Annotated in this window: 28 protein-coding genes and 2 pseudogenes; 10 read left to right on the top strand and 20 right to left on the bottom strand. The window is 60.2% G+C overall.

Features of this window, described 5'->3' with window-relative positions; genetic code table 11:
• Positions 1-331: 331 nt before the first annotated feature.
• From nrdH to AARI_RS16240, 5 genes are all read right to left on the bottom strand, one after another.
• Positions 332-556 (bottom strand): glutaredoxin-like protein NrdH, encoded by a 225-nt coding sequence (gene nrdH, locus AARI_RS16255; protein ID WP_013350341.1) that lies wholly within the window; start codon positions 554-556, stop codon positions 332-334.
• Positions 557-572: 16 nt separating this feature from the next.
• Complete coding sequence (locus tag AARI_RS19795) at positions 573-740, bottom strand: hypothetical protein (RefSeq protein WP_013350340.1); 168 nt, start codon at positions 738-740, stop codon at positions 573-575.
• 53 nt (positions 741-793) lie between these two features.
• A complete protein-coding gene (locus AARI_RS16250; protein ID WP_013350339.1) occupies positions 794-1,180 on the bottom strand; it encodes a hypothetical protein in 387 nt (128 codons plus the stop codon).
• Between the two features lie 460 nt (positions 1,181-1,640).
• Positions 1,641-1,877, bottom strand: coding sequence for a toxin-antitoxin system HicB family antitoxin (locus tag AARI_RS16245; protein ID WP_013350338.1), 237 nt, complete (start codon positions 1,875-1,877; stop codon positions 1,641-1,643).
• The gene (locus AARI_RS16240; protein ID WP_013350337.1) at positions 1,874-2,467 is read right to left on the bottom strand and encodes a ParA family protein; all 594 of its coding nucleotides are present in this window, start codon (positions 2,465-2,467) and stop codon (positions 1,874-1,876) included. The genes AARI_RS16245 and AARI_RS16240 overlap by 4 nt, the downstream gene beginning before the upstream one ends.
• Positions 2,468-2,687: 220 nt before the next feature.
• Here AARI_RS16240 and AARI_RS16235 point away from each other — a divergent pair, with 220 nt between their 5' ends.
• Entirely contained in the window at positions 2,688-2,978 is a 291-nt protein-coding gene (locus AARI_RS16235; protein WP_013350336.1) for a hypothetical protein, read from the top strand.
• Between the two features lie 47 nt (positions 2,979-3,025).
• Here AARI_RS16235 and AARI_RS16230 read toward each other — a convergent pair whose 3' ends face one another.
• The 7 genes and pseudogenes from AARI_RS16230 to AARI_RS16200 all read right to left on the bottom strand — a co-directional run bounded on the left by AARI_RS16230 (position 3,026) and on the right by AARI_RS16200 (position 9,430).
• Positions 3,026-3,409 (bottom strand): hypothetical protein, encoded by a 384-nt coding sequence (locus AARI_RS16230; RefSeq protein ID WP_013350335.1) that lies wholly within the window; start codon positions 3,407-3,409, stop codon positions 3,026-3,028.
• A 217-nt stretch (positions 3,410-3,626) separates the two neighbouring features.
• Positions 3,627-3,914 (bottom strand): hypothetical protein, encoded by a 288-nt coding sequence (locus tag AARI_RS16225; RefSeq protein ID WP_013350334.1) that lies wholly within the window; start codon positions 3,912-3,914, stop codon positions 3,627-3,629.
• A 173-nt stretch (positions 3,915-4,087) separates the two neighbouring features.
• Positions 4,088-5,515: a hypothetical protein gene (locus AARI_RS16220; protein WP_013350333.1), complete on the bottom strand. Its 1,428-nt coding sequence runs from the start codon at positions 5,513-5,515 to the stop codon at positions 4,088-4,090.
• Between the two features lie 151 nt (positions 5,516-5,666).
• Positions 5,667-5,867 (bottom strand): hypothetical protein, encoded by a 201-nt coding sequence (locus tag AARI_RS16215; protein ID WP_049862679.1) that lies wholly within the window; start codon positions 5,865-5,867, stop codon positions 5,667-5,669.
• 92 nt (positions 5,868-5,959) lie between these two features.
• Positions 5,960-6,394 carry a hypothetical protein gene (locus AARI_RS16210; RefSeq protein WP_013350331.1) on the bottom strand — a complete coding sequence of 145 codons (435 nt, stop codon included), beginning with the start codon at positions 6,392-6,394 and terminating at the stop codon, positions 5,960-5,962.
• Positions 6,395-6,683: 289 nt separating this feature from the next.
• Positions 6,684-7,890, bottom strand: a pseudogene (locus tag AARI_RS16205) (ISL3 family transposase).
• 238 nt (positions 7,891-8,128) lie between these two features.
• Positions 8,129-9,430, bottom strand: a complete 1,302-nt coding sequence (locus AARI_RS16200) for an ISL3-like element ISAar42 family transposase (RefSeq protein WP_013350329.1) — start codon at positions 9,428-9,430, stop codon at positions 8,129-8,131.
• Positions 9,431-9,571: 141 nt separating this feature from the next.
• Between AARI_RS16200 and AARI_RS16195 the strand changes: the two are divergent.
• A pseudogene (locus tag AARI_RS16195) lies at positions 9,572-9,889 on the top strand (integrase core domain-containing protein); the annotation flags it as partial.
• Positions 9,890-9,934: 45 nt separating this feature from the next.
• Here the strand turns inward: AARI_RS16195 and AARI_RS16190 are convergent.
• Positions 9,935-11,100, bottom strand: a protein-coding gene (locus AARI_RS16190; RefSeq protein ID WP_096253939.1) for an IS3-like element ISAar24 family transposase whose coding sequence is annotated in 2 segments (ribosomal slippage) — positions 9,935-10,824 and positions 10,824-11,100 — 1,167 coding nt in all. Because the reading frame shifts where the segments join, the coding sequence is not laid out codon by codon here.
• Between the two features lie 161 nt (positions 11,101-11,261).
• On the opposite strand from AARI_RS16190, the gene AARI_RS16180 reads away from it, so the two are divergent.
• The 4 genes from AARI_RS16180 (at position 11,262) to AARI_RS16165 (ending at position 15,004) form a co-directional block, all read left to right on the top strand.
• Positions 11,262-12,131, top strand: coding sequence for a DJ-1/PfpI family protein (locus AARI_RS16180; RefSeq protein ID WP_226833574.1), 870 nt, complete (start codon positions 11,262-11,264; stop codon positions 12,129-12,131).
• A gap of 95 nt (positions 12,132-12,226) precedes the next feature.
• The gene (locus tag AARI_RS16175) at positions 12,227-13,177 is read left to right on the top strand and encodes an ABC transporter substrate-binding protein (protein WP_226940849.1); all 951 of its coding nucleotides are present in this window, start codon (positions 12,227-12,229) and stop codon (positions 13,175-13,177) included.
• The gene (locus AARI_RS16170) at positions 13,167-14,231 is read left to right on the top strand and encodes a FecCD family ABC transporter permease (RefSeq protein WP_013350324.1); all 1,065 of its coding nucleotides are present in this window, start codon (positions 13,167-13,169) and stop codon (positions 14,229-14,231) included. The genes AARI_RS16175 and AARI_RS16170 overlap by 11 nt, the downstream gene beginning before the upstream one ends.
• Positions 14,228-15,004, top strand: coding sequence for an ABC transporter ATP-binding protein (locus AARI_RS16165; protein ID WP_013350323.1), 777 nt, complete (start codon positions 14,228-14,230; stop codon positions 15,002-15,004). The genes AARI_RS16170 and AARI_RS16165 overlap by 4 nt, the downstream gene beginning before the upstream one ends.
• A gap of 23 nt (positions 15,005-15,027) precedes the next feature.
• On the opposite strand, the gene AARI_RS16160 is transcribed toward AARI_RS16165, so the two are convergent.
• The 7 genes from AARI_RS16160 to AARI_RS16130 form a co-directional block, all read right to left on the bottom strand.
• Positions 15,028-16,338, bottom strand: coding sequence for an ISL3-like element ISAar39 family transposase (locus tag AARI_RS16160; protein ID WP_013350322.1), 1,311 nt, complete (start codon positions 16,336-16,338; stop codon positions 15,028-15,030).
• A gap of 57 nt (positions 16,339-16,395) precedes the next feature.
• Entirely contained in the window at positions 16,396-17,169 is a 774-nt protein-coding gene (locus AARI_RS16155; RefSeq protein ID WP_013350321.1) for an ApeA N-terminal domain 1-containing protein, read from the bottom strand.
• Positions 17,170-17,232: 63 nt separating this feature from the next.
• A complete protein-coding gene (locus AARI_RS16150) occupies positions 17,233-18,714 on the bottom strand; it encodes a MinD/ParA family ATP-binding protein (protein WP_013350320.1) in 1,482 nt (493 codons plus the stop codon).
• Between the two features lie 48 nt (positions 18,715-18,762).
• Positions 18,763-19,326 (bottom strand): hypothetical protein, encoded by a 564-nt coding sequence (locus AARI_RS16145; RefSeq protein WP_013350319.1) that lies wholly within the window; start codon positions 19,324-19,326, stop codon positions 18,763-18,765.
• Positions 19,323-20,453 carry a transglycosylase SLT domain-containing protein gene (locus AARI_RS18800; protein ID WP_013350318.1) on the bottom strand — a complete coding sequence of 377 codons (1,131 nt, stop codon included), beginning with the start codon at positions 20,451-20,453 and terminating at the stop codon, positions 19,323-19,325. Before AARI_RS18800 ends, AARI_RS16145 begins: the two co-directional genes overlap by 4 nt.
• A 12-nt stretch (positions 20,454-20,465) precedes the next feature.
• Positions 20,466-21,929, bottom strand: coding sequence for a hypothetical protein (locus tag AARI_RS16135; protein WP_013350317.1), 1,464 nt, complete (start codon positions 21,927-21,929; stop codon positions 20,466-20,468).
• A 28-nt stretch (positions 21,930-21,957) separates the two neighbouring features.
• A complete protein-coding gene (locus tag AARI_RS16130) occupies positions 21,958-22,176 on the bottom strand; it encodes a helix-turn-helix domain-containing protein (protein WP_013350316.1) in 219 nt (72 codons plus the stop codon).
• A gap of 390 nt (positions 22,177-22,566) precedes the next feature.
• On the opposite strand from AARI_RS16130, the gene AARI_RS16125 reads away from it, so the two are divergent.
• From AARI_RS16125 to AARI_RS18795, 4 genes are read left to right on the top strand one after another with little or no spacing between them, the layout of a single operon-like run.
• Positions 22,567-22,986, top strand: coding sequence for a DUF6668 family protein (locus AARI_RS16125; RefSeq protein ID WP_041650276.1), 420 nt, complete (start codon positions 22,567-22,569; stop codon positions 22,984-22,986).
• 12 nt (positions 22,987-22,998) lie between these two features.
• Positions 22,999-23,280 carry a hypothetical protein gene (locus tag AARI_RS16120; protein WP_013350314.1) on the top strand — a complete coding sequence of 94 codons (282 nt, stop codon included), beginning with the start codon at positions 22,999-23,001 and terminating at the stop codon, positions 23,278-23,280.
• A gap of 37 nt (positions 23,281-23,317) precedes the next feature.
• A complete protein-coding gene (locus AARI_RS16115; RefSeq protein WP_013350313.1) occupies positions 23,318-24,037 on the top strand; it encodes a hypothetical protein in 720 nt (239 codons plus the stop codon).
• Positions 24,038-24,079: 42 nt separating this feature from the next.
• Positions 24,080-25,660 (top strand): hypothetical protein, encoded by a 1,581-nt coding sequence (locus AARI_RS18795; RefSeq protein WP_049862677.1) that lies wholly within the window; start codon positions 24,080-24,082, stop codon positions 25,658-25,660.
• Position 25,661: the final 1 nt, after the last annotated feature.

Raw genomic sequence — 25,661 nt, 5'->3', positions numbered from 1 at the left:
AACCGAGGCCCGAGCTGGACTTTCCAGCGTGGGTTCCTATCCCCTGTTGATACTTCAATTCTAGCAGTTTGCTAGCTTGCTAGCAAGCTAGTTTGTTGTTTTTATTGAAAGATTTTTCGCTGTCTTTCAATTTTTGTAGAAAACTTGCATTGCAGGTCGACGCAACTTTTACGCCTGATTGCATGGGTTCCCCTTGTTCCGATACATGCCAAAATGCACGCCTGAAAGTTCTGTCAAGGGTGGGCGCCAGCCCATCGCGTAGCGACGCGCAGCGCCCTTGACTGGGCTTTCAGACGTGCAACAATCGGGCATCGGGGCAAGGAAAACCCGCTTAGAGAACGTCGATCTTATCCGGCCGGAAACCTGACCAATGATCTCGATCTGTGACCACAACAGGGGCTTGCGTGTAGCCCAATGAGCGAACATATTCGAGCGCTTCCACATCCTGGCTGATGTCGATCATCTCGTACGGGATTCCCTTTTTGTCTAGCGCCCTGTAGGTGGCGTTGCACTGGACGCAAGAAGGCTTACTGTAGACGATTACGGGCGTTTTCATAGCTTCCCTCCTGGGGCTATTCCTGGGCTTCTAGCGCGGTGATTTCTTCGGGGCTGAGCTTATAGGCGAAACTGCACTGCCCGAACTCGTTTGCTGCTGCGGTGGCTTCTTTTTCTGTGCGATAGAAACCGAGAATCTGAGTCACTGAGCAATTCAGTACGGCATGCGGGGCAACGGTGGTCATTGGTGGCCTGCTTTCAGGGGGAGGCTTGCCCCGCCTTTCGGCGGGGCACCTGGCTAATCATTGGGAAGTCCGCGATATTTAGCGGGTAGATCCTCGAATTTCTCGGGAACGTTGCCGGGGCCGTCGCTCTGTCCTGTTTTCCAGTACCAATGAGCGTCGCGGTCGATGGCTTCCTTGCACGCTTCCAAGTTGTCGAAATACTTGGTCGTAGTGTCACCCTCGACATACACGCCATAGCCGAAGTGTCGCTTTCCGCTGGCTTCCTTGGCCTGTCGGGCGAATCCAATGATGTATGGCCACGCTCCGAAGTCGTAACCTTCGGCTCCCCACTGTGCAATGACTGTCCATCCGGCATTCTCGGCCGTTTCGATGTAGTCGTAGCCATCTCCCGTACGGTCATCGCGCGGCAACTGTGGACCGATGAATTCGACGCTAGTCATTTTGACTGCCTTTCCTTGGTTCTCAACCGAGGCCCGAGCTGGACTTTCCAGCGTGGGTTCCTATCCCCTGTTGATACTTCAATTCTAGCAGTTTGCTAGTTTGCTAGCAAGCTAGTTTGTTGTTTTTATTGAAAGATTTTTCGCTGTCTTTCAATTTTTGTAGAAAACTTGCATTGCAGGTCGACGCAACTTTTACGCCTGATTGCATGGGTTCCCCTTGTTCCGATACATGCCAAAATGCACGCCTGAAAGTTCTGTCAAGGGTGGGCGCCAGCCCATCGCGTAGCGACGCGCAGCGCCCTTGACTGGGCTTTCAGACGTGCAACAATCGGGCATCGGGGCAAGAGAATCCGGTACTAGGTACGCGGGTGTTAAAAAGGTGAACCCGACCGCATAGGAAGGCGGTCGGGTTCGGTTTACTTCCAAGGAAAGGAAGTTAGTCCATTGTCTCACGGGCAGCTTAGGCGCGCTTCTCTAAAAACTCTTGAAGGGCTTGTGCCACGAGAACTTGCTGCTTAATGTCGTTAGCCGCAGCATAGAGCTTTATCTGTGTATGCAATTCCTTAGGAATCCTCACGTTGAGCGGTTTCATTTCCTGCTCGTTTGCTTCGGGGTTCCTAAAGCTCTCGCTCACAGAGGGCGCTTTTTCGTTTGCCGTTTTCCCGGTCGGCTTCATTTTGTCTTTAAGGCTGCTCATGACAGTGCCTCCATTAGTTCCTTGGCAACTTCTTCATAGCCCATTAGGTCGGTAGGAATTTCGCCTGGAATGGTCTTGAATGCTTGGCGGTGCTTGATTCGGGTGCTGAATAGTGCCAGGTCGCTATCTTCCAGGAATTCTAAGCTATCCCGTAGTGCGACCGTTTGCTCGTTGACCTTAGTGAAAAGGGCAATGCGGGCTTTGTCGCTTGGAAGGTTCGAGTTCGTAGCAACGAGCCTTCGTAGATCCATGACTGCCGGCTCTGTCGGCATGATGACTACATCAGCAGCTCTGATTGCCGCGTCGATAGTGGCCGGGTCACCTGGGGGAGTGTCAATAATGACGAAATCCTTAGTGCTCTTTCCTGCAAGTCTCTTCAGCTTGGCGATGTTCACGATTTCGACAGGGAACGGCAGCGGAGTGCCGGCTTCCTGAGCGTCTTCGGCCCATTCGGTTGCTGACCCCTGCATGTCGGTATCCCAAAGCTCTACAGTGAACCCCAGAACGATCAGAGCACAAGCGAGGTAGATCGCGCTGGTTGTCTTACCTACGCCGCCTTTGGTTTGCACAAGCGCAATAGTGGTAGCCATGTCTGCCTCCTAATCTTTTGCACACAAGTTATTGTGCACGCAAACTTGCAAACTTGCAAACTTTCATACAATTTTGCTTGCAAGCTAGTTACCTATCTTGATTTCAACAATACTAGTTTGCTAGCAATGTTGCAAGCTATTTGAGCAGGAAAATAGCAAGCTGTTTTGCTCGCAATAATTGTGGTGATTTGTCGGAGCGGGGGAGTACGGTTACTTCGTTATGTCTGAGGAACATGTAGACGTTCGTTTTACGGCGGCCGGTGCGCCCTGGAAGATTCGACGCAGCGGCCGCGTTTGGCAAGTCGTAGTAGAGCCTACCGTTCATTTTGAGCGCGTGAAGTGGTGGGAGGATACGAGCTTCAGTATCAAGAAGGGCAAGGCTGATCGGATCGACTATGCTGTTTGGCTGGTGCAGGTGCGACTAGGTAATAACCCTAATTCCGATATTTTGACCTGGCATCTAATCGAGCACCCGCGCACTGATTCCTGGTCTGTTCAGGAAGTGTTGTAGCCATAGAAAAGGCCGGCTACATGGCCGGCCTTTTTGCGTGAGCTGGTTTAGGCAATGACTCGATATCCTTTGCCTCTGGCTTCTTGGGTAGCCAGATAGAAAAATCCAAGGAGGCCTAAGGGCACGGCAATGAAGACAAGCAGCACGAAAATCGTAATTCTGAGTGCCAGTGCTACTAGGAAGAGCGGCCCCCAGAGCACGATTCCGCTCAATCCGTCGCGGATTGGCCCGGTGAGACGGAAATAAGTCTCTCGCGCGGGAGGGAAGAACAGCACGCTTGCGCTGGCCCAGATCCAGATGCTCAGATCGGCAGGGTTATCCATCGAGTAATTGAAACTTAGGAAGCCACCCCAGAACACTATTGCCAGGATGAAGCTTGAGACCGGTCGAGTGTATTTCGTGTTGGCCCAGGCTCCGATGATGTACTTCATTTTTCCTCCTACGGTCTTTGCTCAGCCTAATGGCCATCCGCGACAGATTGGATCTCAGCAACCGGTTTCCGAACAGTGTTTGCCTCGAACGCAGCAAGTGCCTGGTTGCCAGGTCTTGGCAGTAATCCACGCCCTGATTTTTTGTGACCGCGGATCTCGTGGAGCATCCATGCATTGATTCCTGGTCTGTGCGCGAGGTGTCATAGATTTGTAAGGTCTAGGTGATATTTCGACCTATCGCAGAGGCAAAAGCTACTAAGAATCCGAGCAGGACGGCTGCATACAACCAACGTAATTCGGTTGTTTGTGGCTGCTTGTCCTGGCTAAATCGGTAGTGGCCGCGCGCGGCCGCGCCCATCACGAGGATTGTTCCTGCGGCGCTGGTGTAGATCCAGCCGTCACGTCCTGGCGTGATGAAAAGAAATACCAGGTAGACAAGTCCAAAGATTATTGCAGCGCGCGCCTGGGTTAGATGGTGCGTTGCTTGTTCTGGGTTTTGGGTCATGAGTGCTGCTTTCGAGAAGTCCGTGCACATGCCATGCTCGCGTGTCGTGTGCTAACTCGAGTACTAATCGTGTGGCTTGTGTGCGGTCGGTCGTTTGGTTCCTGCTGTCCATCATGTGTGCGAAAAAAGCAGCGGAGCGGGAGGGCTTTTTTCGTGCCCATGTGGGCAGGAGGCTAGGAACATGATCCGGTCCGGCGTGCGGCAGCTAGGGCGGCTCGGGCTGCGGCAGCGCCTCGGGAAGCTGTGGTGCGCAGCTGTGGGCGTTGGGCGGCCTGCTGGGCGCGGCGTTCGGCTGCTGCGCGTGCGGCGGCGCGCGCGTGGCTGCTGGCGGCTGCTGCTCGCTGGGATCTGCTGAGCATGATTTCTCCGGTGGCGGTGCGCCATTGGTTCATGCGGTGCAGGATCGCTGCGCGCAAGATCCGGCAGTAGTCGATGTAGGACTGAGTTTCACGGTTGTGCTGGGGTAGTGCTCCCCAGGCTTCTTTGCCGTGCAGTCCTGGTGTGGTGCGCCATTCGAGGGCGTGTTGGATATCTGAGATTGTCCATCCGTTGGAGAAGAAGGGTTTGAACATGTTGAGCACGTTTTTCTTGGAAAAACGGGCAAAATCTGGCATCCGACGCAAGATTTCAGCGGTAGCCGATAGCCCCTGTCCTCTAGAGCTGATCGTTCTGTGAGCTGGCCACAGCTCAACTGGTCGATCATCGCTGTGGTGAGTTCGCACGGCGGAGCCGTGCCCCAAAAGTTTTTCAGTGCCGCGTAGCGGCTCATTTTGAGTGTTTTTCTCGCGCGTGCGCGTGTAGGAACTTACTTCGTAAGTGGTTAACCCCCCTACGGGGAGGGGTTCCAAGTTATTTCCACAGGCCGTGCGATTGGGGGTCGGGCGGGTTGTGGTGGTGTCTTTGGCGTCCTGGGGGCGCAGGCCGAGGCCGATGGGGCGGGTGATGACGTAGACGGGGGCTTCGTTGGTGGCTGGTTGGCCAGCTTTGGCGGCGTATTCGGCGCTGCGGCCTGAGGCGACGATGCCGAGGATGCCGTGGGTGCGCAGGAAGCGCAGGGCGTTGCCTACGGTGGCGCGGGATACGCGTGCTTTGGTGGCGATGGTGTCCCAGGTGATACGCACCGTCATGCTGTCGTGGTCGGTGTAGCGAAGCAGTACCCAGAGCACGGCCAGAATGTTGCGTTTGCAGTCCGCTCGGCGGCATAGCAGCTCGTCGAGTGATCGTGTGGCGCGCCAGGCTTGGGCGGTGTGGTCGATTTTCTTGCTGCCGGTCGGAATTGCCCAGGCAATCGCGCGGGGAGAGGTTTCCTGGGCGCGTGAGACACGCTTGATATGCAGGGGTGCGGGGGTCTGGGCGTGTTTGGTGCCCATTGCTTCTTTGGCCGCATTGAACTGGCTTTTCCCCTTAGCGGTGAATCCTTCGGGGGTTTCGGCCTTGACGAACGGGCGGTGCCCCTGGGCTGTATGGGCGAGGATTGCGGCTATGCGGCCGTCGGTGGGGCGGGTGCACCAGCGTGGTTTTGTGGTGTGTGTCGCGGTGTTTTGCACCGTTTCAGGGGTGCTGGTGCTTGATTGGGTGCGCTCAGGCGCTACTATAGACATATAGACATTTCTGATAAGGGATGTACTCAAGGGAGCGTCCGGCTTGGTAACCGGAAGCTTCTGGTCAATCTGGTCTGCGAGACTCGCCAAAGTTATGGCAGATCAGATTCGGATTCTTAGAAAAGGTCGCGCTCAGCGCGGCCTTTTCCGTTTATGGCTTATCGATAGGCAGCTGCCCCTCGGTGTCTTGTGGCGGAATCCAAGTTGGCTTTCCGTCTTTGTCTAGCTCTACAGAACGCATCATCAGCTCAAGAAACGCGGAGTTGGTATACCCCGCTTTTTTTGCCAGAGCAGCAAAATGGTCTTTGACCGGGCGGTCAATTTCCCATCCCACAGATACAGGCTCTTTCATAGAGCCGCGTGGTCGCCTTTTTACGTTCATAGCTTCACCCTACCCCTTAGGCCTAGGGTTAAGCGAGGTGTGACACGCTCGAATTCGAAAGATCAAACACTAGGGTTATACGGAATCGCTGTTCCGTTTTCATCGAACGAAATCGCGAGGTGTCGGTGCCAGCCGCCTAGCCGAAGAAGTCCTGGTGCCTTTCTGTATTTATCGAGTAGGTGGCCTTTGGTATCAACTAAGTACAGGGCTATCAGCCGAACGAGATATTCCAAGACTTTGCTGGAAAGCACGATCACTTCCTGTTCTGGATACTTCCCTTTGTTGTAGTGCTTTGTTGCGTTATAGGTTTTAGCAAGTCCACGGGCAAGACCTACACAGTTCGGGGCAATCTCATTCCAATAGACGTTTAGCACTGCTAAGCAACGGTAGACATACGTTGACGTCGAGGGACCTGGCTTTTTGCCAGGCTTGTAAGTAATTTCTTCCCCAAGTTGTCTGCCTAAAAGCGTTCCGGCTGCTTCGACGGTCATCGACAAAGTGTTGACTTTTTCTTCGGCAAAGACGTTATCGCGTGAAAAGATGCTGACCGCAGGAAAAATGAACTTTGGTCCCCATTGCGCATATTTCCCAGCCCACGCTTGCAGCCCGTCAACGCCGATCTCGTCAAAGTGAGCTAGGGACCAATTAAAATCCTGATTTTTAGGAGTTGGTTGGTCGTGCTCTAGTACCGTGGCCGAGCTTATGAGCGGGGAAAGGGGGTTCCCGAGTACAGTTCCGGCTAAAGACTTCTCAATGACTCGTGCGGAAGAAACCTTATGCGGCTCTTCACAGATGAGGGTGTAGTTGAGGTCTGAATCCGCCGGACTCGAGCAGGGATCTGGCGATGTAGTTGGTCAGGTTGCGGAAGCCCAGGGCCGAGCCGCGCAGGTGCTCCAGGCGTCCGTTGATCGCCTCTGTGGGGCCATTGCTGGTGCCAGGCCGCTCGAAGTAGGCCAGCACGTCGGTGGCGCGAGCCTTCAGGGTCCGACCGAGCTTGCGCAACTCGTCCAGCCCGGCGGGGACGTCTTGGCTGACGGCGTCGATGAGCGCCTCCATCGCCGCGCGGCCGAGGGATCGGTCCTTCTCGCGGTAGGCCGCGATCATCCGCTGGTAGATCCCCCAGGTCGCCTCGACGGGCACGTGCTCCTCGAGCACGAACAGCTCCTGCAGGCGGGTCTGCTGCTTGTCGGTGAGCAGGCCCGCGCCGGTGTGCAACGTTCTACGCGCACGGTAGAGCGGGTCGTCTTTGCGGCCGCGGTGCCCGTGCAGTTCCTGCTGGACTCGGCGTCGGCACTGGTCGAGGGCATCACCGGCAAGGCGCACGACGTGGAAGGGATCCATCACCGCAGCCGCGTCGGGCAGTTCCTCGGCGGTGGCGCTCTTGAACCCGGTGAAGCCATCCATCGCGACGACTTCGATGGCCTCACGCCATGCCTGAGGGCGAGCGGCGAGCCACTCCTTGAAGACTCGCTTGGAGCCGCCAGACGTGCTCGTCGACGCCGAGCACGCGGACGCCGTCGAAGCGGTTCGGGTCCTCGATCAGGACGCGTGTGCCCTGGGCCAGGACGGCATCGTTGGCGGTGTTCCACGCAACCCCGAGCCCCTCAGCGACCCGCGCGACCGTCAGGTGGGCGATGACGATGCCCTCCAGCGCCCACGCCAGCCCTCGCCGGGAGAGCTTCGCGCGTGGCTCGGCCGCCAAAGACGTGTCTTGGCGCCACACGTGGCCGCAGCCGGTGCACCGGTAGCGGCGGACCGTGACCTCCAACGTCGTCGGACGCCACCCCAACGGCTCGTGGGCCAGCCGGCGGACAACCGTGCCGCGCGCGGTTCCTTCACAGCCACAGCGTCGGCACCAGCGGTCGGGTTCGACGACTCGACAGGCCAGGACCGCACCGGCGGGCTCGAGGCGCTGACCGGTGGCCTCAAGGCCGAGCTCATTCAAGCGGCAGAACATGGTCAGGTCAGGGTCGGTGAAGGTAGCGTCAGGCACGTCGAGGTCTTCCAGATGGGCAGTGTGAGAACTTCCATCATCGGAAGGCCTCGATGCCTACCCGGGCAGCGCCACGCCGTTCGATCCTTGACTACGCGCTACACCCTCATCTGTGAAGAGCCCGTTTCGTCAGTGTTCGGCCGAGCTTGGCCAGCTCGGGCAAGGCGTCCGGGACGCGCTTGCTCAGCGCGGTGATGAGCTTCTCCATCTTCGCTTTGGCTTTCGCGGCTCTTCGGAATCAAGGGTGTAGGTGAGGTCTGAACCCTCCGGCTTCGAGCAGCGACCTGGCGATGTAGTGGGTGAGGTTGCGGAAGCCGAGCGCGGAGCCGCGGAGGTGTTCGAGGCGGCCGTTGATCGCCTCGGTCGGGCCGTTGCTGGTGCCGGGCCGGTCGAAGAACGCGAGGATGTCGGCGGCGCGTTGCTTCATGGTGCGGCCGAGCTTGCGGATCTCCACGAGCGCCGCGGGAACCCCGGTGGTGATCGTGGCGATCACCGCCTGCATGGCCTGCCTGGCCTTCTTCTTGTCGGGTTCCCGGTAGGCGGCGACGATGCGCTGGTAGATGCCCCAGGTCGCCTCGACCTCGACATGCTCCTCGCTCGCGAACACCGCGTTCAGGCGTGCCCGCTGCTTGTCGGTGAGCAGGCTCGCGCCGGTGTGGAGGGTGCGGCGGGCCTTGTAGAGCGGGTCGCCCTTCATCCCGCGGTGCCCGGTGGTGTCCTGCTGGACCCGGCGCCGGCAGGCATCCAGCGCGTCGCCAGCGAGACGGACGGCATGGATTGGGTCCATCACCGCAACCGCGTCGGGGAGCTCTTCCGCGGCGGCGGTCTTGAACCCGCTGAACCCGTCCATCGCGACCACCTCGATCCCGTCGCGCCACTGCTTCGGGCGGCCCGCGAGCCACTGCTTGAAGACGGACTTGGAGCGGCCTTCGATCATGTCCAGCAAGCGCGCGGGGCCGGTCTTCTCGCGGGCGGGCGTGAGGTCGATGATCACGGTGACGTACTTGTCGCCGAATCGGGTGTGTCGCCAGACGTGCTCGTCGACGCCGATCGTGGTGACCCCGTCGAACCGGGCCGGGTCGTCGATGAGGCGCCGCTTGCCTTCGGCGAGGATCGCGGTGTTCGCGGTGTGCCACGACACCCCGAGACCGGCGGCGGCGCGCGAGACGGTGAGGTGGTCGACCACGATCGCAGTGAGTGCCCACCCGATCCCGCCGCGGGAGATCTTCGCCCGGGGCGCGGCCGCCTTCGACGTGTCCTGCCGCCAGGTGCGGCGGCAGGACACGCACCGGTAGCGGCGCACCCGGATTAGCAGCGTCGTCGGCCGGTGCCCGAACGGTTCATGCGCCAGCGGGCGCGTCACCGTGTCCCGTGGCGCGCCCTCGGCGCCGCACTTCCGACACCACGGGTCGTCCTCGACGACGCGGCACTCGATCACCGCCCGATCTGGCTCGAGACGCTGCCCAACGGCCTCGAGGCCGAGCTCGTCGAGACGGCAGAACGTGGTCAGGTCGGGCGCGGCGAAGGTAGCGTGGTGCAAGTCGAGGTCTTCCGGCGGATGAGCAGTGTAGGAACTTCCATCTTGGAAGACCTCGACGTCTATCCACGAACCAGCCGCCCACCCCCGACTACACCGTCAACTGCGAAGAGCCCGATATCCAGGCGTCGAGATGCCGCTGGCTGCATCGTCCACTCGGACCGCGGATCCCAGTTCCGATCACGGAAGTTTGTGCACGCCCTGACCCGTCACCACCTCATCGGATCGATGGGGCAAGTCGGTGCCGCCGGGGACAACGCCGCGATGGAGTCCTTCTTCTCGCTGCTCCAGAAGAACGTCCTGGACCGCAAGCGCTGGCGGACCCGAGACGAGCTCCGGATCGCGATCATCACCTGGATCGAGCGGACCTATCACCGCCGCCGCCGACAGGCCCGCCTGGGCCGATTGACCCCCATCGAATACGAGACCATCATGAAACCGGCCGTGAGCCTCGCGGCCTGACACCACAACTGACCTGCCCTACGGTTAGGTTTCCACTCTTGGTCGCTAGCTTCCGATGGTGGTGAGTGCCCGCGGGGTGCGGGCGAGGTCGTAGTCGTGGGGTGTCGCGTACTCGAGGGAGGAGTGCCGGCGACGACGGTTGTAGAACACCTCGATGTACTCGAAGATCGCGTTCGCGAGCTCGATGCGCGTCTTCCACTTCTTCCGGTTCAGCAGCTCGATCTGCATCGTCGACCAGAACGACTCCATCATCGCATTGTCGAGGCCATCGCCGACGGTCCCGAACGACGGCAGCAGTCCCGCTGAACGGATCTTCTGAGTGAAGACCCAGGAGGTGAACTGGACTCCGTGATCCGCATGAACGATCCCTCCGGGCCCTGGCTGACGTGCACGGATTGCCATGTCCAGAGCGTTCACGACCAGGGTGGAGTCCTGTTTGGAGTCGATAGCCCAGCCGATGATCTTGCGGCTGCAAGCATCCAGCACGGCGGCGCAGTAGATCTTGCCCTCCCGGGTGGGATGCTCGGTGATGTCCGTGACCCACAGCTCGTTCAGCGCGAGACGGTGGAACTTGCGGTTGACCAGGTCGTCCGCTGTGGCGACCCCCTTGAGTCGCTTGATTCTGGCTGGGCCTGGAAGGCCACCGATTCCGGCGCGAGTCATGAGGACGGAGATGAGCCGGCTGGAACACGGAATGTTCATTCCGATGGTGAGCTCGGTGTGGATGCGGCGGTAGCCGTAGGTGCCGCGGGAGGCGACGTGGATCTCCCGGATCAGGCCGGTCAGCCAGCGGCGGCGCAGCTCAGTGGCACTGGTCGGGCGCTTTCGGTACCGGTAGTAGCCCTGACGGGAGACGCCCAGTAGGCGGCAGCAGGTGCTTGTGGGTGCCCCGGCGTCGACGAGTCGGTCGATCACCGGGTGCGCCCTTTTGGGGCAACTCCTCCCTCCTCGTCGAGCCACGTCGCGGCCCGGCGGAGGATCGCGATCTCCTGCTCGAGCTGGCGGACACGGCCGCGCGCCGCGCGGAGCTCGGCAGATTCCTGACTGCTTAGTCCCGGCCGGCGGCCGAGGTCGATATCGTCCTGTCGCAGCCAGTTGTGGAGGGTGACCTCGTGGATGCCCAGGTCCAGTGCGGTCTGCTTGACCTGGCGGCCCTCGCGGACCAGAGCGATGGCACGGGCACGGAACTCGGGAGGGTACGGGCGTGGCATGCGAAGAGCCTTCCATGAAGACCATCGACTAGCGACGTCAACTGGAAACCGAGCCATAGGTCATGTCAAACTGTCACCTGATCATGCGGCAGTCCCGATTGAAAGGGAACGCGTGCGGCTGGGAGACGGCAGTCGCATCCGAAGCTAACGGAAGGTTGAAAATGAGCACGAACACATGGAGCTCCCCGGTGACGGGCTTGACCTGTCACGGTTGTGTCGAGACGGTCACCGCGCAGTTGATTGCTGTGCGCGGCGTCAAAGAGGTGAACATCGATCTCGTCGAGGGTGGCGTATCCACGGTGAGCGTGGTCGCCGACCGTGAGCTCACGGACGGCGAGGTCGAGGGCGTACTACACGCCGGCGGCGCATTCGCACTCGCTCGTGTTGATGCGATGAGCTTCCTCGGTTCGACTACGAACGCGCCCGACCTCGCAGTCGACGTGCTTTTCTTCGACGGGGCCGAGGAACTCGATGCAATCGGTCCCTGGGAAGTGCTCCGCTTCTGGGCGGAGCTTGGTGACCGACGCGTCGACGTGCGTGCGGTGAGTTTGGACGGCAAGTCGGTCCGTTGCGCGAAGGGGCTCACCGTCGATGTCGACGGTAGCCTTGGCGACCGCCCCATCGATCTTCTTATAGTCCCGGGTGGTCGCGGTGCCGACATCCTCGCGGGGGATCTCGAACAGGTCGGGCGGATCTCGCGCCTCGCTGAACAGGGAGCAACGATGGCGTCCGTGTGCACTGGCGCCCAGGTGCTCGGCGCTGCTGGCCTTCTCGACGGGATCAATGCGACGACCCACTGGATGGCCCGCGGCCAGCTCCAGAAGTCCCACCCGTCAGCGCGCATCTCGTCGGGCGAACGATGGGTCGACTCTGGCGATGTCGTCACGAGCGCCGGCGTGTCGGCCGGAATCGACATGGCCCTGCACCTCGTAGATCGGTTCGACTCCCGCGCCGTCGCTCACCGAATCTGCAGCGTGATGGAGTACCCGTGGCATCCAGAAGCTCGCGGCGAGGCCGTTATCTCTACATGATGTAGAGTTAAGGGGTGACTTCGCGACGCATCCTCCCCTCTGCTTTCCTCGCCACCCTGACGATCGCCGCCCTCGCGGGATGCGGTGGCGGGTCGATGGACCATTCCGACCACAGCGGGCACTCCGCCGGCTCCTCGGCTTCTCCCACCGGCGCCGCCGACGTCGTTACCGACCCCACATGCCCGGCGGTTGTCTCACTCGAATCCGTCCCCGAGCGCGTTGTGACCATGGACGCCGGAGCGGCGGCCTTTCTCATCGAACTCGGACTCGGCGACACGGTTGTGGGCACTGCGGCTCCAGACTTCAAGACCGACTTCTCCGGAGACATCCGCGCTCAACTCGACGCAGTGCCCGTTCTTGACGACGGACAGGGGTCAGCTGAGGCAGTGATCGCCTCCGACCCGGACCTGGTCACGGGAATCTCGCAGTACGAGTTCGGCGGTTTCGACGGCACCGCGTCTGTCGATCAGCTGGAGTCCGCGGGATCTGCCGCCCTGTCCGCCTGCGGCGCGGTGCAGGATGTCCCGGTGGACAACATCGATGAGACGTACAGGTATATAAGCGCGCTCTCCGATGCATTCGACGTTACCGAGCGTGGCGAGGAGCTGATCGACCGGATTCGTACTCAGGTCTCAGACGCGACGGCGGCCTCGCGGGACGCAGACGTGCCCGTGCTCAGCTTGTCCTCCGTGCCCGACGCTGGCGCGGGCATCAACACCAACGGCGGATCAAGGCTAGCGAACGGCATCATCACCTTGGCCGGCGGTACCAACATCGCCCGTGACCAGCTCCAGGACTTCGCAAGCTTGTCTGCGGAGGCGGTGACAGAGGCCAACCCGGCTGTGATCGTGGTGGTGTCCGGTTTCGCGGATTCCAGCGATGAGGACCTGAAGGCGGCCATCATGGCCAGCCCGCTGTTGGCCGAGACCGACGCCGTCAAGAACGAGAACGTCGTCGTGGTGCCGCAGCGCATCCTCCTGTCACCGAGCCTGCTGAATGCGGACGCCGTCCAGATCATCGCGGATGCGGTCGCGAATGCTTCCTGAGGAGACGCGCAGACGCCGAACCGGGGCCCTGCGCGCCATCCCTCTGACCGCCATCCTCATCGGGCTCCTCTTCCTGCTTCTGACAGTGATGGTGATCAGCGTCGGTGTCGGCGCGGTATCGATCGCCCCCGGAGAGGTGATCGAGGTCATCTCCGGGCGCGTGGCGGGAAAACCCGAGCTTGGCTCCCTGGATTTCATCGTCTGGGAACTACGCATGCCGCGCGTGTTGCAGGCCGCAGTGGTCGGCGCCGCCCTGGCAGTCGCCGGAGCGTGCGCACAGGTCCTCGTCCGCAACCCCATCGCCGACCCCTACGTCCTCGGCCTGTCTTCCGGAGCCGGGGTCGCGGCGGTCCTGGTCATCACTTCCGTCGGTGTTACCACCTTCGGAGTGCTGTTGCTCCCGGTCGCCTCTTTCGTCGGTGCCGCTGCGACCGGAATCATCGTCGCGGCCACAGCGACCTCACGCTGGGGGATGTCCGCAGGCCGACTGGTGCTGTCCGGAGTCGCGATCGGTCAACTTCTCGGAGGGGTGATGTCCTTTCTCCTCATCCGATCCGGGAATTCCGATGCCACTCAGCAGGTGATGTTCTGGCTTCTCGGGAGTCTGGCAGGCGCCCAATGGCGACTGCTGCTCGTCATCGGCCCCGTGATCATCGTCGCGATCGTTCTCGTCGCAATGTCTAGCGGGCGCCTTGACCTCCTCGGCCTCGGAGACGCTCAAGCGGCCGCGTCAGGGGTGCATCCGGGGCGTTCCCGGGTGCTCGTCTTCGCTCTCGCTTCCCTGATGACCGGCGCCGCAGTCGCCGTCTCGGGGACTATCGGCTTCGTGGGCCTCATCGTGCCGCACATCGCCCGTCTCCTCGTGGGCGGTATGCACAAGCGCGTCATTCCCGTGTCTGCGTTGCTGGGGGCGATCCTGCTCAGCTCGGCGGACCTCGCCGCGCGCACCGTGCTAGCATCGTCAGAGCTTCCAGTCGGGATCTTCACCGCGGCGATCGGCGTGCCAATCTTCATCCTCCTCATGCGCAAGAATCGCGCCATGGCCCTCTCATGAGCTCATCGCATACGACGCCATCCGAAGTGGCTTTCAACGCCGTGTCCGTGAACTACGGACCACGGCGCGCGCTCGACAACGTCAGCGCCACAATCGCAGCGGGTGAGATCGTCGCCGTCGTCGGACCCAACGGATGCGGCAAGTCAACTCTCCTGAGCCTCCTTACCGGATACCATCCGGCCTTCACCGGCACCGTCACGGTCGACGGTGAAGACATCAGCACGATGCGCGCTCGCGACAGGGCTCGGAAGATCGGAGTTCTCCGGCAACACACGGGGCCCCTTCCCGACGTCACCGTGACCGAACTCGTCGCTCTGGGCCCTCAGAAACTCTCCACGCACCAGGTCAATCGCACCCTGGCGCGCGTCGGACTCGACGAACTCGCGACCGAACCAGTCGCGGCTCTCTCCGGCGGACAACTGCAACGCGCACTTCTCGCACGAGCCCTCCGTCACGACCCCACTCTGCTGGTGCTGGACGAGCCCACGAACCACCTCGACGTCCAGCACAGATTCGCCCTCATGGAGCTCCTGCAAGACCTTCGGGTAACGGTCCTCTGCGCCCTCCACGACCTCGACCTCGCGATCCGCTACACGGACGACATGCTCCTCCTCGCCGAGGGGCAGTTGCGCGCACACGGACACCCCGACGCCGTGCTGACGAAGTCTCGGGTTCTCGAAGTCTTCGCGATCGACAGCGAAAGCGTGACCACAGCCCGAGGCCAGACGCATCTTCTCTTACGCTCCGCGCGAGCTCGTGCCGCCGGGGAGTGAGACCTGCACATGAGATATGCGGCTCATCGCATTTGACGGTGTAGCAGGGGTCTGAATCCGCCGGTGTCGAGGAGGGATCGGAGGATGTAGTGGGCGAGGTTGCGGAAGCCCAGCGCGGTGCCACGGAGGTGCTCGAGGCGGCCATTGATAGCCTCTGTTGGGCCGTTGCTGGTGCCGGGCCGGTCGAAGTAGGCCAGCACGTCCCCGGCCCGGCGTTTCAGAGTGCGGCCGAGCGTGATGACCTCGGTCAGCGAGGCTGGAACGTTGCCGGCGAGGTCCTGGATCACGGCGGTGAGTTGCTGCTTGGCGGCAACGCGATCGGGATTGCGGTATGCCTGGACGATCCGCTGGTAGATGCCCCAGGTCGCCTCCACTGCGGCGTGCTCGTCTGCGGCGAACACGCTGCTCAGGCGGCCGCACTGGCGATCGGTCAGGAGGTCTGCGCCGGTGCGGAGGACTCGGCGGATCCCGTAGAGAGGATCCCCGGATCGGCCACGATGCCCGCAGGTGGTCTGCTGGATCCGTTGCCGGCAGCGGTCCAGTGCGTCACCGGCCAGGGCGACGACGTGGAACGGATCCATCACCGCGACGGCCTGCGGGATCTCTTCCGCAGCGGCGGTCTTGAAACCGGTGAACCCGTCCATCGCCACGGTCTCGATCCGGTCGCGGAAGCCCTGTTCCTGCTGGTCGAGCCAGGTCTTGAGCACCTTCTTCGAACGGCCGGGGACCATGTCCAGCAGCCTCGAGGCTCCGGTGCCATCGCGGACCGGGGTCAGGTCGATGATCACGGTGACGTACTTGTTACCGCCTCTGGTGTGGGACCAGACGTGCTCGTCCACGCCGAGGACCCGGACCCCCTCGAACCGGGCAGGATCGTTGATCAGGAGCTCGGAGCCGGCTTCGAGGACAGCGTCGTTCACGGTGTGCCAGGCGGTGCCGAGGTTCTCGGCGACCCGCGCGATCGACATCCGGTCGATGACCACGCTCTTGAGTGCCCAGAAGACCGCGTCGCGCGACAGCTTCGTGCGGGACGCGGCAGCGGCTGTGGTGTCCTGACGCCACACGGTGCAGCAGTCCGGGCAGCGGTAGCGACGCACTCTGACCTGCAGCATCGTCGGTCGCCAGCCGAGGGGGACGTGCACGATCGTCCTGAGGACCGTGCCGCGAGGAACTCCGGCCTGGCCGCAGCGATGGCACCACTGATCGTCCGCGAGGACCCGGCACTCCAGAACTGCCTGGCCCGTCTCGATGCGCTGGCCGGTGGCTGTGAGGCCGAGCCCGTCCAGGCCGCAGAAGGCATCGAGATCAGGGGACGAGAAGGTAGCGTGGGGCATGTCGAGGTCTTCCAGATGGCGAGCGTCAGAACTTCCATCATCGGGAGACCTCGACGTCTATCCCCGCACCGACGCGCCCACCCCGCCACCGACCGCTACACCCTCATCTGCGAAGAGCCCCTTATGCTGCCTGAAATGAATGGATCTACCAACGAGCAGGGTCAGCAAGTCACGCACTTTGCTCTGTTCTTTTAAGTGATCTCTAAAGGACCTAGGGGAATCAAAGTTCGATACGAGTACTGTCCCCTCATCAATGTTCAGTCCGTAGCGGCTCTCTTTGTCAGGGTATGAGGTTTTCCATTCGGAAACGATCTGCATGGTTGCTTCTCCTTGGCACCATGTGTCGCTTGCGACTGGTTTAGCCTTGACGTTTAACTCTTTGATAAGCCCTTGATCATCAGTGATGCGTGTGAAGTCTATGGAACGTATCGAAGTCCACTCGGATAACCCATCGATCCTACTGCGTACCTTTTCAAGTAATAGAGGCTGAGATAATTCGCCGTTGTATTCCCCCACCACCAATTCGTTTGGCCGAATCATACCGAGTGACTGATTATTCGAATCTCTATAGCCTTTCCATTGATTGCCAAAGAGTCCGAGGTCTCCATCAACAGTTTGTAGAATCATGTTAGGTGGCACCTGCCGGTCTTTAAACCACTTAGCGACATGCTGAAATTGTGGGACTTCGGGATGCTCGATATATGGAATTTCTAGGACTATCCCACGTTCAGCGTCAATTGTGAGGGTGGCCCCAACATATGGTGTTCCGTCTTCTCCATCTACCAGTAGCCCAGTGACTGAATCTCCACTGAGGAGAGAAGATATATCCATTTGTAGTCCTACCTAGATTCAAGTGAATGAAATTTGCGTTCGTAGGCTTCGCCAGCCTTTAGCTTATAGTCCTCTTGCTACTGCCGCTCCGGCTGCCAGCCATGCCCGCTGCGTATTTGGACGTAGCGCGTCGTAGCGCAGAATTCCGTCAACGATAGCTGGGTCAAATGGAATAGTTGCTACGTCGCGGGCCAGGGTTTTGTAGCCATCGGCCACGCGCTTCACGTCGGCGGTAGTGGCTTTGGAATCTGCTTGGGTCACCACTGCTACGGCGTTTTGTGCCAGGGCGTTTGCCTTGTCGTTTTGCTGCGCGAGGGCTTCCAGCAGCAGCGCGCCGGCTTCGGCGTGGTCATCACGGGTCGTAGTGGCCACGACAAGTTGGTCAGTGTGGTCGATCATGCGCCGCCACATCGGATCTGACTCGTCGTTTCCTGAGTCAATGAAGATCAGCCGGTAGTACTTCGAGGCCACGCGGTGAATTGCGTCAACGTCTTCGGCATCCACGCGCTGTGCGCTGGCCAATTCCATTGGCTTCGAACGCAGCACGTCGAACCGGTCTCGGGTCTGGTGGTGCACGAAATGGGCTAGGTCTGCGGATTGTGCCCCGGTGCCCAGGAGCTTTTCTGATTCAGGTAGCAGCTCCAACAAGGTCGCCTCGTGCGGGCCTTGCTCGGTGCGCCAGCCCAGGGTGCCTCGGGTTTGGTTGTTGTCCCAAGCCAGCACACCTGCCCCGCCGTAACGGGCGAAGATCGCACTGAGCAGGACGGTGGTGGGGGTTTTCCCTGCCCCTCCTTTGCCGTTCACAATGGCGATGGTGCGTGGGCCTGGCCAGTGCTGGCTCACTGCCTGCACATCTGCACGTTCGGCGCGCTCGTCCTCGCTAGGGGCCATGCGGATGCCCATGCGGGTCATGGTGCCGCGCCAGCCTTTGGTGGCTGGTTCTTCGACTTGTTCCTGGGTTAGGAAGCTTTGCCGCGCTTCGCGGCGCGTTGCCGTCGCGCTGTCCTGGGTAGGAGACTTCTTGGCGAAGGGGTTATCTTGGGGAGCTTTAGCTGCCGTCGCTGGGGGCGGCGTGGTTTGTCCTTGGGGTGCTTTTGCTTGCACGGTTTCCATTGCTGCTTCTTCTCCTTCGGCGGTAGGTTCCGTTGAGGCCTGTGCCTCGGACACTGTCTGTTGTGGTGTTTCCTCAGTGTCTTGTGCGGCCGCTTGGTCAATGACTGCTGGTTCGGTGGTGGCCACATGGGTTACTGGGCTATCAGCGCGGCGGCGTGCTGGTTTCTCTCGGCGCTGCGGTGGGTTCGTCGTGTCAGGCTCCACGGTGCCATTCGGGTGTACTTTCACTGGCCAAGAGCCTTGGGAATCGTGCATGACGGCGCGTACGACGCTGCCTTCTTTCTTTGCGTGGGAGCTGACCAGTTCAACGGTTTGTGCTCGTGCAGTGGCTTCATTATCTGCCGTGAATTCGTGGGTTTTCCCCTCAATGATCACGGTTGCGCTGCCGTCTGCGTTGACGGTCGCCTTAATGAGTTCTTCGGTGGTGCTCATGGTGTGCTCGCTTTCTTCAAGAGGAAATCGGCTGCGCCGTAAGGGCTTTTATTGGATAGATGAAACGTAGTCGCGGATCTTGTACGGTTCGGTGTCGGTGAAGGTGAAGTAAAACGTCTGCTTCCCTTCCCCTGCCCAGGATTCCCCGTCCTTGGTGACCCATTGCCAGGTGGCGGTGATCGCAACCGTGTCCTGCTCGTGGTGCTCGGTCATGAGTTTCACCGTGGGCTTGCTGGTTGCTTTCTTCTCTGCGGCGGTCAGCCATTCAACGCCGGTCGCGGGCCGCTCCGGCGCGATGACTTCTTTGGCCCGTTCGCTGGTCATGAGCTTTCTGGCGCGCATTTCGGCGGCGGTGCGGTTGAAGTCCTTGTTCGGGTCCCAGGTGGTCATGATCGTTGCCGCTTGCTTCGCCAATTCGATTTTGGCTGGATCATCCACGGCATCCCCGTGCTCGTGGCTGTTGCTGGGCGCTGGCGCGGTGGGGGTGGCTGTGGTTGGGGCAACGCTCGGAATGCTGCTTGGTTCGTTCTCGGTGCCGGCGGGGGTGCATCCGGCTATCCCTGTTGCGAGTCCTAAGGTCAGGGCCAGGGCGAGGATTTTGGGGTGTTTCATTGGATGTTCACCTTTTGCTGTCTAAGGATCGGTACCGGGTCATAGGTTTTGCCGTTGTTGATCGCTGGCCTGTCAAACACACTGGTTTTCGGGTTGTTGATCTGGAAGTGGACATGGATGCCACTGGAATTACCCGTGGCACCTGGCTTGCCCAGCGGGGTTCCTTTCTTCACTACGTCTCCGGTTTTCACCAGCAGGGAGTTGTCTTGCGCTTCGTGGAACTCGAACACCAGGTAAGGGGCTTCGGTCATCTGCGCGAAAATATAGTTGCCGTAGGAGCCGTAAAGCTTGTCGATGTTCCCGATGCTGGCATAGGTGATCTTCATGTCTGTGGGAGCGTAGAAATAGGGGTCTGATCCGGCCAGGTCGATGCCTTCGTGCTTCAACAGGAACGGCATGCCCGCGCAGCTGGCCAGCGGGCACGCGCGCGGCCCGAACGGCGAGGTCAGCCGCGAATTAGGCATGGGGTGTGCCCATTCATCGGCTTGCAGCTCCCCGAAGTCGAAGCCACCAGGCGCTTCGCAGGTTGAGGAATAGTCCATCTGGGCGTTGCCCATGATGACTTCCACGTAGTGGCGGGTTTCCTCGAAGGGCGGGATACCCCCGTATTTCTGGACGTTGCCCGCTCCGGCGTTGTAGGCGGCCAGGGTGAATTGGATCTTTTCCTTCTCGTTGCTTGCCAGATCCGCGATTTGTCCGGCGAGATGTTTCATGTAGCGGCCTTGGGCACCGAGGCCAGCGAACGGATCGAACGGGTCTTTCCCGTTGCCCCATTCCTCCCAGGTACCGGGCATGAACTGGGCAATGCCTCGTGCTCCCACCGGGGAGACTGCTTTGGGGTTCCAGCCGGATTCTTGGCTGATTTGCGCGGCGATGATCCCTACGGGAAGCCCAGCAGTATCGGCGGACTTCTCCACAGCTTCCCGGTACTGTTCGGGAATTTTCACCGTCGATTCTCCGTCGTTGCCCTTGCCGATGGGGGTTCCTTCAATGACACACGGGGCATTGGGATCGGGTTCTTCGCTGTCGCCTCCACCCATGAACAGAATGATCGGGGTGATGACCAGAAGGAGAAGGACACCGAGGACTGCCAGGATGATTTTGGCTCCGCCACCCTGCTCTTCCATGACCAGACCTCCCTACTGTTCGCGGTTGGATCGATAGACGGTGGTGCTTTCCAACTGGGTTGCCACCAAATACACCGCGTCATCGGTGACCAGTGCCGGGGCTGGATCTTCGGCCCGGTAATTCACCCACGTCTTCGGCTCGGCTTCGGGGTTGCCCAGATCCAGGGTGACTGGCCCGTTGTTGCTGTTCGCGTAGATCAGGTTTCCGTGGATTGCTGACAGGTCAGCGGCAGGAAGGTCTATGAGGGCTTCCTGGTCGCTGTAGCTGATTCCCACGCTTCCGATAGCTGCGGTTTTCGCTTCCTTGTCCACCAGAAGGGGTTCGGTGGCGGTGGGGATTGCCCGTGGTGTGCCGGAGAACAGCATTGAACCGGTGCTGGTGTTCAGCACTCCCATGATGCGTTCGGTGTCATCCCATGCCAGCAGTGCGTGGGTGTCATCGAGCAGCCACACTCGTACCGGGTATTTTGTGGCACCTTCTGGCGCGGTGAAGTTCTTCTCTTCCAGGATCTTCCCGCTGTTATCCAGGGTGTAGATGGTGGTGGCGCTGATTGTGGTGATGGTTCCATCGGCGGCCACGTCCAGCACGGTCGATCCGGGTGGGATCATCACATCATGCAGTGTGCCAGCCGTATCGGGGACGCGGATGTACCAGTCTCCCAGTTCGATGTAGGGGGTGTGGGTGTCGGTGCGCGCTGTTTGCCCTGGTTCCAGCCCGATGCTGGTTGGTGCCACGCTCGGGGTGTCGTAGGGCATCTCTACCGGCCAGAGGCGCAGTTCGTTGCGTTCTGCGGCCGCATAGACGGGCTTGCCGGCCCACGTGCCCTGGTGGATGCTGGCCAGGTCTTCCGGGGCTTTGTTCCCACGCCAGACAGGTTGGCCAGTGGCCGGGTTGCGGCCGGTGACAGTGCCCTCTGGATCGGCGGTGAGCAGCCGGTCAGGGCTGATCATGTTGACCGTAGCATCAGCGAGGGTGGGGTGGCTCCACGCGGCGGTGGCCGAGTGCTGCGGCGGCGGCGCGGCTGGCAGCGTGGCCCCGACCCCTTGCGGGGTGTAGGCGGGGACGGTGGCGGCGGGCTGGTTAGCGATGACCACGGCGGTGCCGAGACCGCCGAGAGTAAGCACCGCTAGGGTGCTCACTCCGGCGATCATCAGCCGTTTGTTGCGGCGCTGTTTGCGGGCCTTGGCTGCTTGTTCGGCTTCTTGTTGCTCGGTGAGGTCTAGGACTTCCCCGGTAGCAGCGATGATCATGTCCCACGCTTGCCCGCTGGATTCGTCGATGGCTCGTGCCCGCACCATACCCAGATTGTGGCTGGTGAGCTTGGCGACGATCGCGTTTTTCCCTGCCTCGATGAAATCTTCTCCATCAAGCACAGGAATTTGTGCACCGTCCAGAGTCAAGGACTCCCGGCCTTCGCTGATCTTTAGCGTGTAGACCGGGAATGCCGGGACTTTCTGTGGATCAATGATCGTCATCTAACTCACTACCCGTAGCTTCCTTGGGTTAGTCGGCTGTTTCGTCGCTTCTCAGTAAGAAGTCCCGCACGTCTTTCTTCCTGTACCGGCGCACGCGAGACCCAATGGACACTGATTTGAGACCGTATTCACGGTTCCATTTCAGAACGGTCTGCGCCTTGACGCGCATCACGTCAGCGATCTCCTCGGTCGTTGCCCACTCCGGCAAATCCGCGATGAGATCCTCCACTGCTTCTGGATCGTTCATGGTCACACTCCAAATGTGTATGAATATGAAATCCATGTCAACCATATTGCCCATATTAACCATTCAAAGCGTTAACTTTGAATTTCCCCAATCTAAGTATGGCAAAACTATTGACAGTGATTTCAATGCGAGTTTATACTAAATGTTAGATCAACTCTTTTCCGTTGATCACTCTACTAAGGAGAGCGCACTATGTCTGCCGTGTCGAATCCTTTTGCCCCTTCTGAGAAGCAGGTGACGCAAAAAGACTCTTTCGACATTCGAGATGAGCTTATGGGTAATGACCTGCTAGTTACCGGCCCAGTGAAACCTGGACTATCACCGATGCTTGAAGCTCCAAGCGAAACATGGGCTGTTAGTGATGTTGGGGCTTTTGAAGGTATTGCCGTCATGGGGATTCACGGCGGTGCAGGCGCATCCACTCTTGCATCGCTTCTGGGCGATGGCGCATCTGAGGTTGGCCAAGCTTGGCCCATCTCGCAGAACGCCTGGACGGGCAGCGCCTGGCCTATCCCAGTGATTGCGGTGGCTCGTACCGATCATTCTGGATTGGCCACTGCGGATAGGTTCGTCCGCTCCTGGGCCAATGGTCAGCTGACCGGCTCCCAGCTTTCAGCCCTGGTGCTGATCGAAGCAGGGCCACGCACCAGTGATGCCCGCAAAAAAGCCACCAAACGCCTGTTGCGCATGGTTCCCCGAGGCACCCATATTCCATGGATGGATCCCTGGCTGGATGCTCCACCCGATACGGCCCGGTTACCCGGACGGATCAAACGAATCATCAAACTCCTGAACACTCCCACCAAATAGAGAGGCATAAAAATGTTGCTGCAAACCCTGGCTTTCGGTATCGACCTCGCCGCCAGCATCCCTAACCCAACCCCGGAACAGCCACCAGGAACCGATGGTTTCACCACGATCCTGAACTGGATCGCCTGGGCTGTGATCCTGCTCGGCGTGGCCGGATTCCTCGCCTCGGCAGGTTTCCTGGCGTTCGCGTCCTTCACGGGACGGGAAATCAACGGGTTCAAGGGACTGGTCATCTCGCTGATCGTCTGCATCCTGGCCATTAGCGCGGGAACGATCATCAACGTCTTCGTCTAAGCACCGGTGAACCGTCTAAGAGAAAGAGAAGATCCTCATGGCTGAAACTGATCCATTAGGCAGAAACTGGAAACTCTGGGGCGGTATCCTCGCCTTCATCGTGGTCATCGTGATCGCGGGGCTAATCATCTTCCCCCGCGTCAACTCTGAACCAGAAACAGCTCCGAGCGCTCCTGCACCGTCGGTACCGGTTGAGACTGCTTCCCCGTCCTCCCCTTCGGATACTCCGTCGGCTTCGGCTTCCAAACCGGCTTCTGGGGATTGCCCTGCGCTAAGTACCGACGCTTCGTTCCCGAACGATGCCCCGGACACTGAATGGAAGCGGCACCCTGCCGGGATGCTGCTGCCGGTGAATGCCGATCATGGGCCAGCGAAGATGGACGGGGATTTCTGGCGCTGCTTCAGCCACACACCTACTGGTGCGGTGCTGGCAGGGTTCACCCTGGTAATTGATTTCTCGGCCGGTGCAGAGATTGATGCTGCCGTTGAATCGATGAATCGTCAACGGCTTTTCGAAGAACAAGGTTCTAGTACGAGCAATGAGAGCTTCCCGCCGATGCTCGGATACCGAGTCATGAATAGCAGTGATGACAGTGCCATTGTTGAATATCTTTCCAAGGCAGGCGAGCAGTATGCGGCTATGAGCGTGAACCTGGCTTGGAGCGACAAAGACCATGACTGGCGATTGGATCTAACTTCCGGCCCTCCGGCATGGAGCGAAGTCAACGATCCAAGTTCTTACACAGAGTTCAAGTAGGCGATTATTGTGGCGAACCAGGCTAGTTGTGAATGGTGGCAGGTGAACTGCAACATTGGTGAAGGCCTCAAAAACCTTGCCGATAGTGCAATTACGGACTTCGTCCAGTCGCTCTATGACGGTGCCGTGGCCTTCGTTGCCCAGGTTTCCACCTTCTGGATGGATACCCCCAGCCCCGACGTAGACAACGCTGCCGTGGCTAGTTTGCGCGATGACATGTCTTGGTACGTTGCAGGGTTTGCGATCCTGGGTTTTCTGATCGGCCTGATAAAGCTCGTCATGTCCCAGGACGTGAAAAACAGCCTGATCGGTTTGGGTACCCCGATTGTGAATCTGATTCTCGCGGCCACCGCCTATGCAACAGGTATTGGCTTGTTGCTCACCGCTTCGGATGAATTTTCCAAGTGGATCGTTGAGCGTTCTACTGGCGGGGATGTGGATCTGACGCAAATGCTAACCGCTGGCACTGCGCTTATAGCTAGTCCCGGTACTGCGTTCCTGCTGTTCATTCTCTTGTTGCTCGGCGCAGTCATCAACCTGTTGTTCATGTATTTCCGTGACGTGATGTTCCTGATCCTCTCCGCCTTCATCGTGGTGCTGGCTGCGGCCAGTGGATCAGAGCAGGGCCGGCAAGCATGGCGCAAAGCCAACGGGTGGCTGATCGCGTTGCTGCTCTATAAGCCGGTCGCAGCGGGCATCTATTCTTTGGGGTTCCGCATGCTGGTAGAAGGCAGTGCCCCCGAGGGTGAAGAAGCCACGGTTCCTGAGGCGATGCACTCGACCCTGATTGCGTTGCTGATCTTGTTGCTGGCGGCGCTGGCGTTGCCCGCCTTGATCAAGTTCATCGTTCCTGCTGCCGGTGTTGGCGCTGGCGCGTTCTCCGGCGGCGCAGCGCTGGGCGCGGGTGTCACGCTCGCGGCCGGTGCCGCAGTTCTCGCGGGTACAGGTGGCGCGGCTGCTGCTGCCGGTGGTGCAGGTGCGGCGATGGGTGGCGGTGCAGGTGCCGTTGGTGGTGGCAGTGGTGCCGCTGCTGCTGCCGGTGGAGGTTCGATCGCAGCCGGGACAGCCGGCGGCGGCACTACAGCCGGTGGTGGAGGATCGACTGGCGGCAGTGCTGGCGCATCCGTGAGTGGGTCATCTGGCGGTGGTGGTTCTTCTGCTTCGGAAACCATTAGCGGCACCGATGGGGGTTCTTCCGCGTCGGGTGCTGCCTCTGGTGAGGCAGGCTCCGGTTCTAGTGCTGGTGGTGGATCTTCTGCCAGTGGTTCTGGCAGCTCCACGTCCGGCGCAACCTCTAGCGGTTCTCCTGCTGCTTCGGGCGGCGGCGCTCATTCCGCTGCCGGTGGATCGGATGGCGCAGCTGCGGCTCCGGCATCAAGTAGTTCGAGTTCCACTCCAACTGGTGCCGGTGCATCAACTTCCACTGATTCTTCTGGCTCCGGTAGTTCGGGTAACGGCGTTACTTCCCCAGGCTCAGCCCAGAACAGCACCCCACCTGCCGGTGGCCCATCCGGCGCCAAAGCACCCAACAAGGCCACGGAAGCCATGCAGAAAATGAGCGACGTTAAAGGCATCGCCAACGGCGCGAACCCCAGCAAGCTCGTAGACGAGGACGGCGAATAAA

The sequence above is a fragment of the Glutamicibacter arilaitensis Re117 genome (assembly GCF_000197735.1).
In the GTDB taxonomy this organism is placed as follows: Bacteria; Actinomycetota; Actinomycetes; order Actinomycetales; family Micrococcaceae; genus Glutamicibacter; species Glutamicibacter arilaitensis.
This window is presented reverse-complemented; position numbering and strand designations above follow the sequence as displayed.

What these genes read in the sequence shown, in the direction of transcription:
- AARI_RS16215 (WP_049862679.1), bottom strand. Translation starts at nt 5,867, where the DNA reads ATGAAAGAGCCTGTATCTGTGGGATGGGAAATTGACCGCCCGGTCAAA.
- AARI_RS16250 (WP_013350339.1), bottom strand. Translation starts at nt 1,180, where the DNA reads ATGACTAGCGTCGAATTCATCGGTCCACAGTTGCCGCGCGATGACCGT.
- AARI_RS16170 (WP_013350324.1), top strand. Translation starts at nt 13,167, where the DNA reads ATGCTTCCTGAGGAGACGCGCAGACGCCGAACCGGGGCCCTGCGCGCC.
- AARI_RS16230 (WP_013350335.1), bottom strand. Translation starts at nt 3,409, where the DNA reads ATGAAGTACATCATCGGAGCCTGGGCCAACACGAAATACACTCGACCG.
- nrdH (WP_013350341.1), bottom strand. Translation starts at nt 556, where the DNA reads ATGAAAACGCCCGTAATCGTCTACAGTAAGCCTTCTTGCGTCCAGTGC.
- AARI_RS16245 (WP_013350338.1), bottom strand. Translation starts at nt 1,877, where the DNA reads ATGAGCAGCCTTAAAGACAAAATGAAGCCGACCGGGAAAACGGCAAAC.
- AARI_RS16155 (WP_013350321.1), bottom strand. Translation starts at nt 17,169, where the DNA reads ATGGATATATCTTCTCTCCTCAGTGGAGATTCAGTCACTGGGCTACTG.
- AARI_RS16115 (WP_013350313.1), top strand. Translation starts at nt 23,318, where the DNA reads ATGGCTGAAACTGATCCATTAGGCAGAAACTGGAAACTCTGGGGCGGT.
- AARI_RS18800 (WP_013350318.1), bottom strand. Translation starts at nt 20,453, where the DNA reads ATGGAAGAGCAGGGTGGCGGAGCCAAAATCATCCTGGCAGTCCTCGGT.
- AARI_RS16235 (WP_013350336.1), top strand. Translation starts at nt 2,688, where the DNA reads ATGTCTGAGGAACATGTAGACGTTCGTTTTACGGCGGCCGGTGCGCCC.
- AARI_RS16175 (WP_226940849.1), top strand. Translation starts at nt 12,227, where the DNA reads ATGGACCATTCCGACCACAGCGGGCACTCCGCCGGCTCCTCGGCTTCT.
- AARI_RS16125 (WP_041650276.1), top strand. Translation starts at nt 22,567, where the DNA reads ATGGGGATTCACGGCGGTGCAGGCGCATCCACTCTTGCATCGCTTCTG.
- AARI_RS19795 (WP_013350340.1), bottom strand. Translation starts at nt 740, where the DNA reads ATGACCACCGTTGCCCCGCATGCCGTACTGAATTGCTCAGTGACTCAG.
- AARI_RS16240 (WP_013350337.1), bottom strand. Translation starts at nt 2,467, where the DNA reads ATGGCTACCACTATTGCGCTTGTGCAAACCAAAGGCGGCGTAGGTAAG.
- AARI_RS16225 (WP_013350334.1), bottom strand. Translation starts at nt 3,914, where the DNA reads ATGACCCAAAACCCAGAACAAGCAACGCACCATCTAACCCAGGCGCGC.
- AARI_RS16180 (WP_226833574.1), top strand. Translation starts at nt 11,262, where the DNA reads ATGAGCACGAACACATGGAGCTCCCCGGTGACGGGCTTGACCTGTCAC.
- AARI_RS16120 (WP_013350314.1), top strand. Translation starts at nt 22,999, where the DNA reads ATGTTGCTGCAAACCCTGGCTTTCGGTATCGACCTCGCCGCCAGCATC.
- AARI_RS16220 (WP_013350333.1), bottom strand. Translation starts at nt 5,515, where the DNA reads ATGTCTATAGTAGCGCCTGAGCGCACCCAATCAAGCACCAGCACCCCT.
- AARI_RS16145 (WP_013350319.1), bottom strand. Translation starts at nt 19,326, where the DNA reads ATGAAACACCCCAAAATCCTCGCCCTGGCCCTGACCTTAGGACTCGCA.
- AARI_RS16150 (WP_013350320.1), bottom strand. Translation starts at nt 18,714, where the DNA reads ATGAGCACCACCGAAGAACTCATTAAGGCGACCGTCAACGCAGACGGC.
- AARI_RS16130 (WP_013350316.1), bottom strand. Translation starts at nt 22,176, where the DNA reads ATGAACGATCCAGAAGCAGTGGAGGATCTCATCGCGGATTTGCCGGAG.
- AARI_RS16160 (WP_013350322.1), bottom strand. Translation starts at nt 16,338, where the DNA reads ATGCCCCACGCTACCTTCTCGTCCCCTGATCTCGATGCCTTCTGCGGC.
- AARI_RS16135 (WP_013350317.1), bottom strand. Translation starts at nt 21,929, where the DNA reads ATGACGATCATTGATCCACAGAAAGTCCCGGCATTCCCGGTCTACACG.
- AARI_RS16165 (WP_013350323.1), top strand. Translation starts at nt 14,228, where the DNA reads ATGAGCTCATCGCATACGACGCCATCCGAAGTGGCTTTCAACGCCGTG.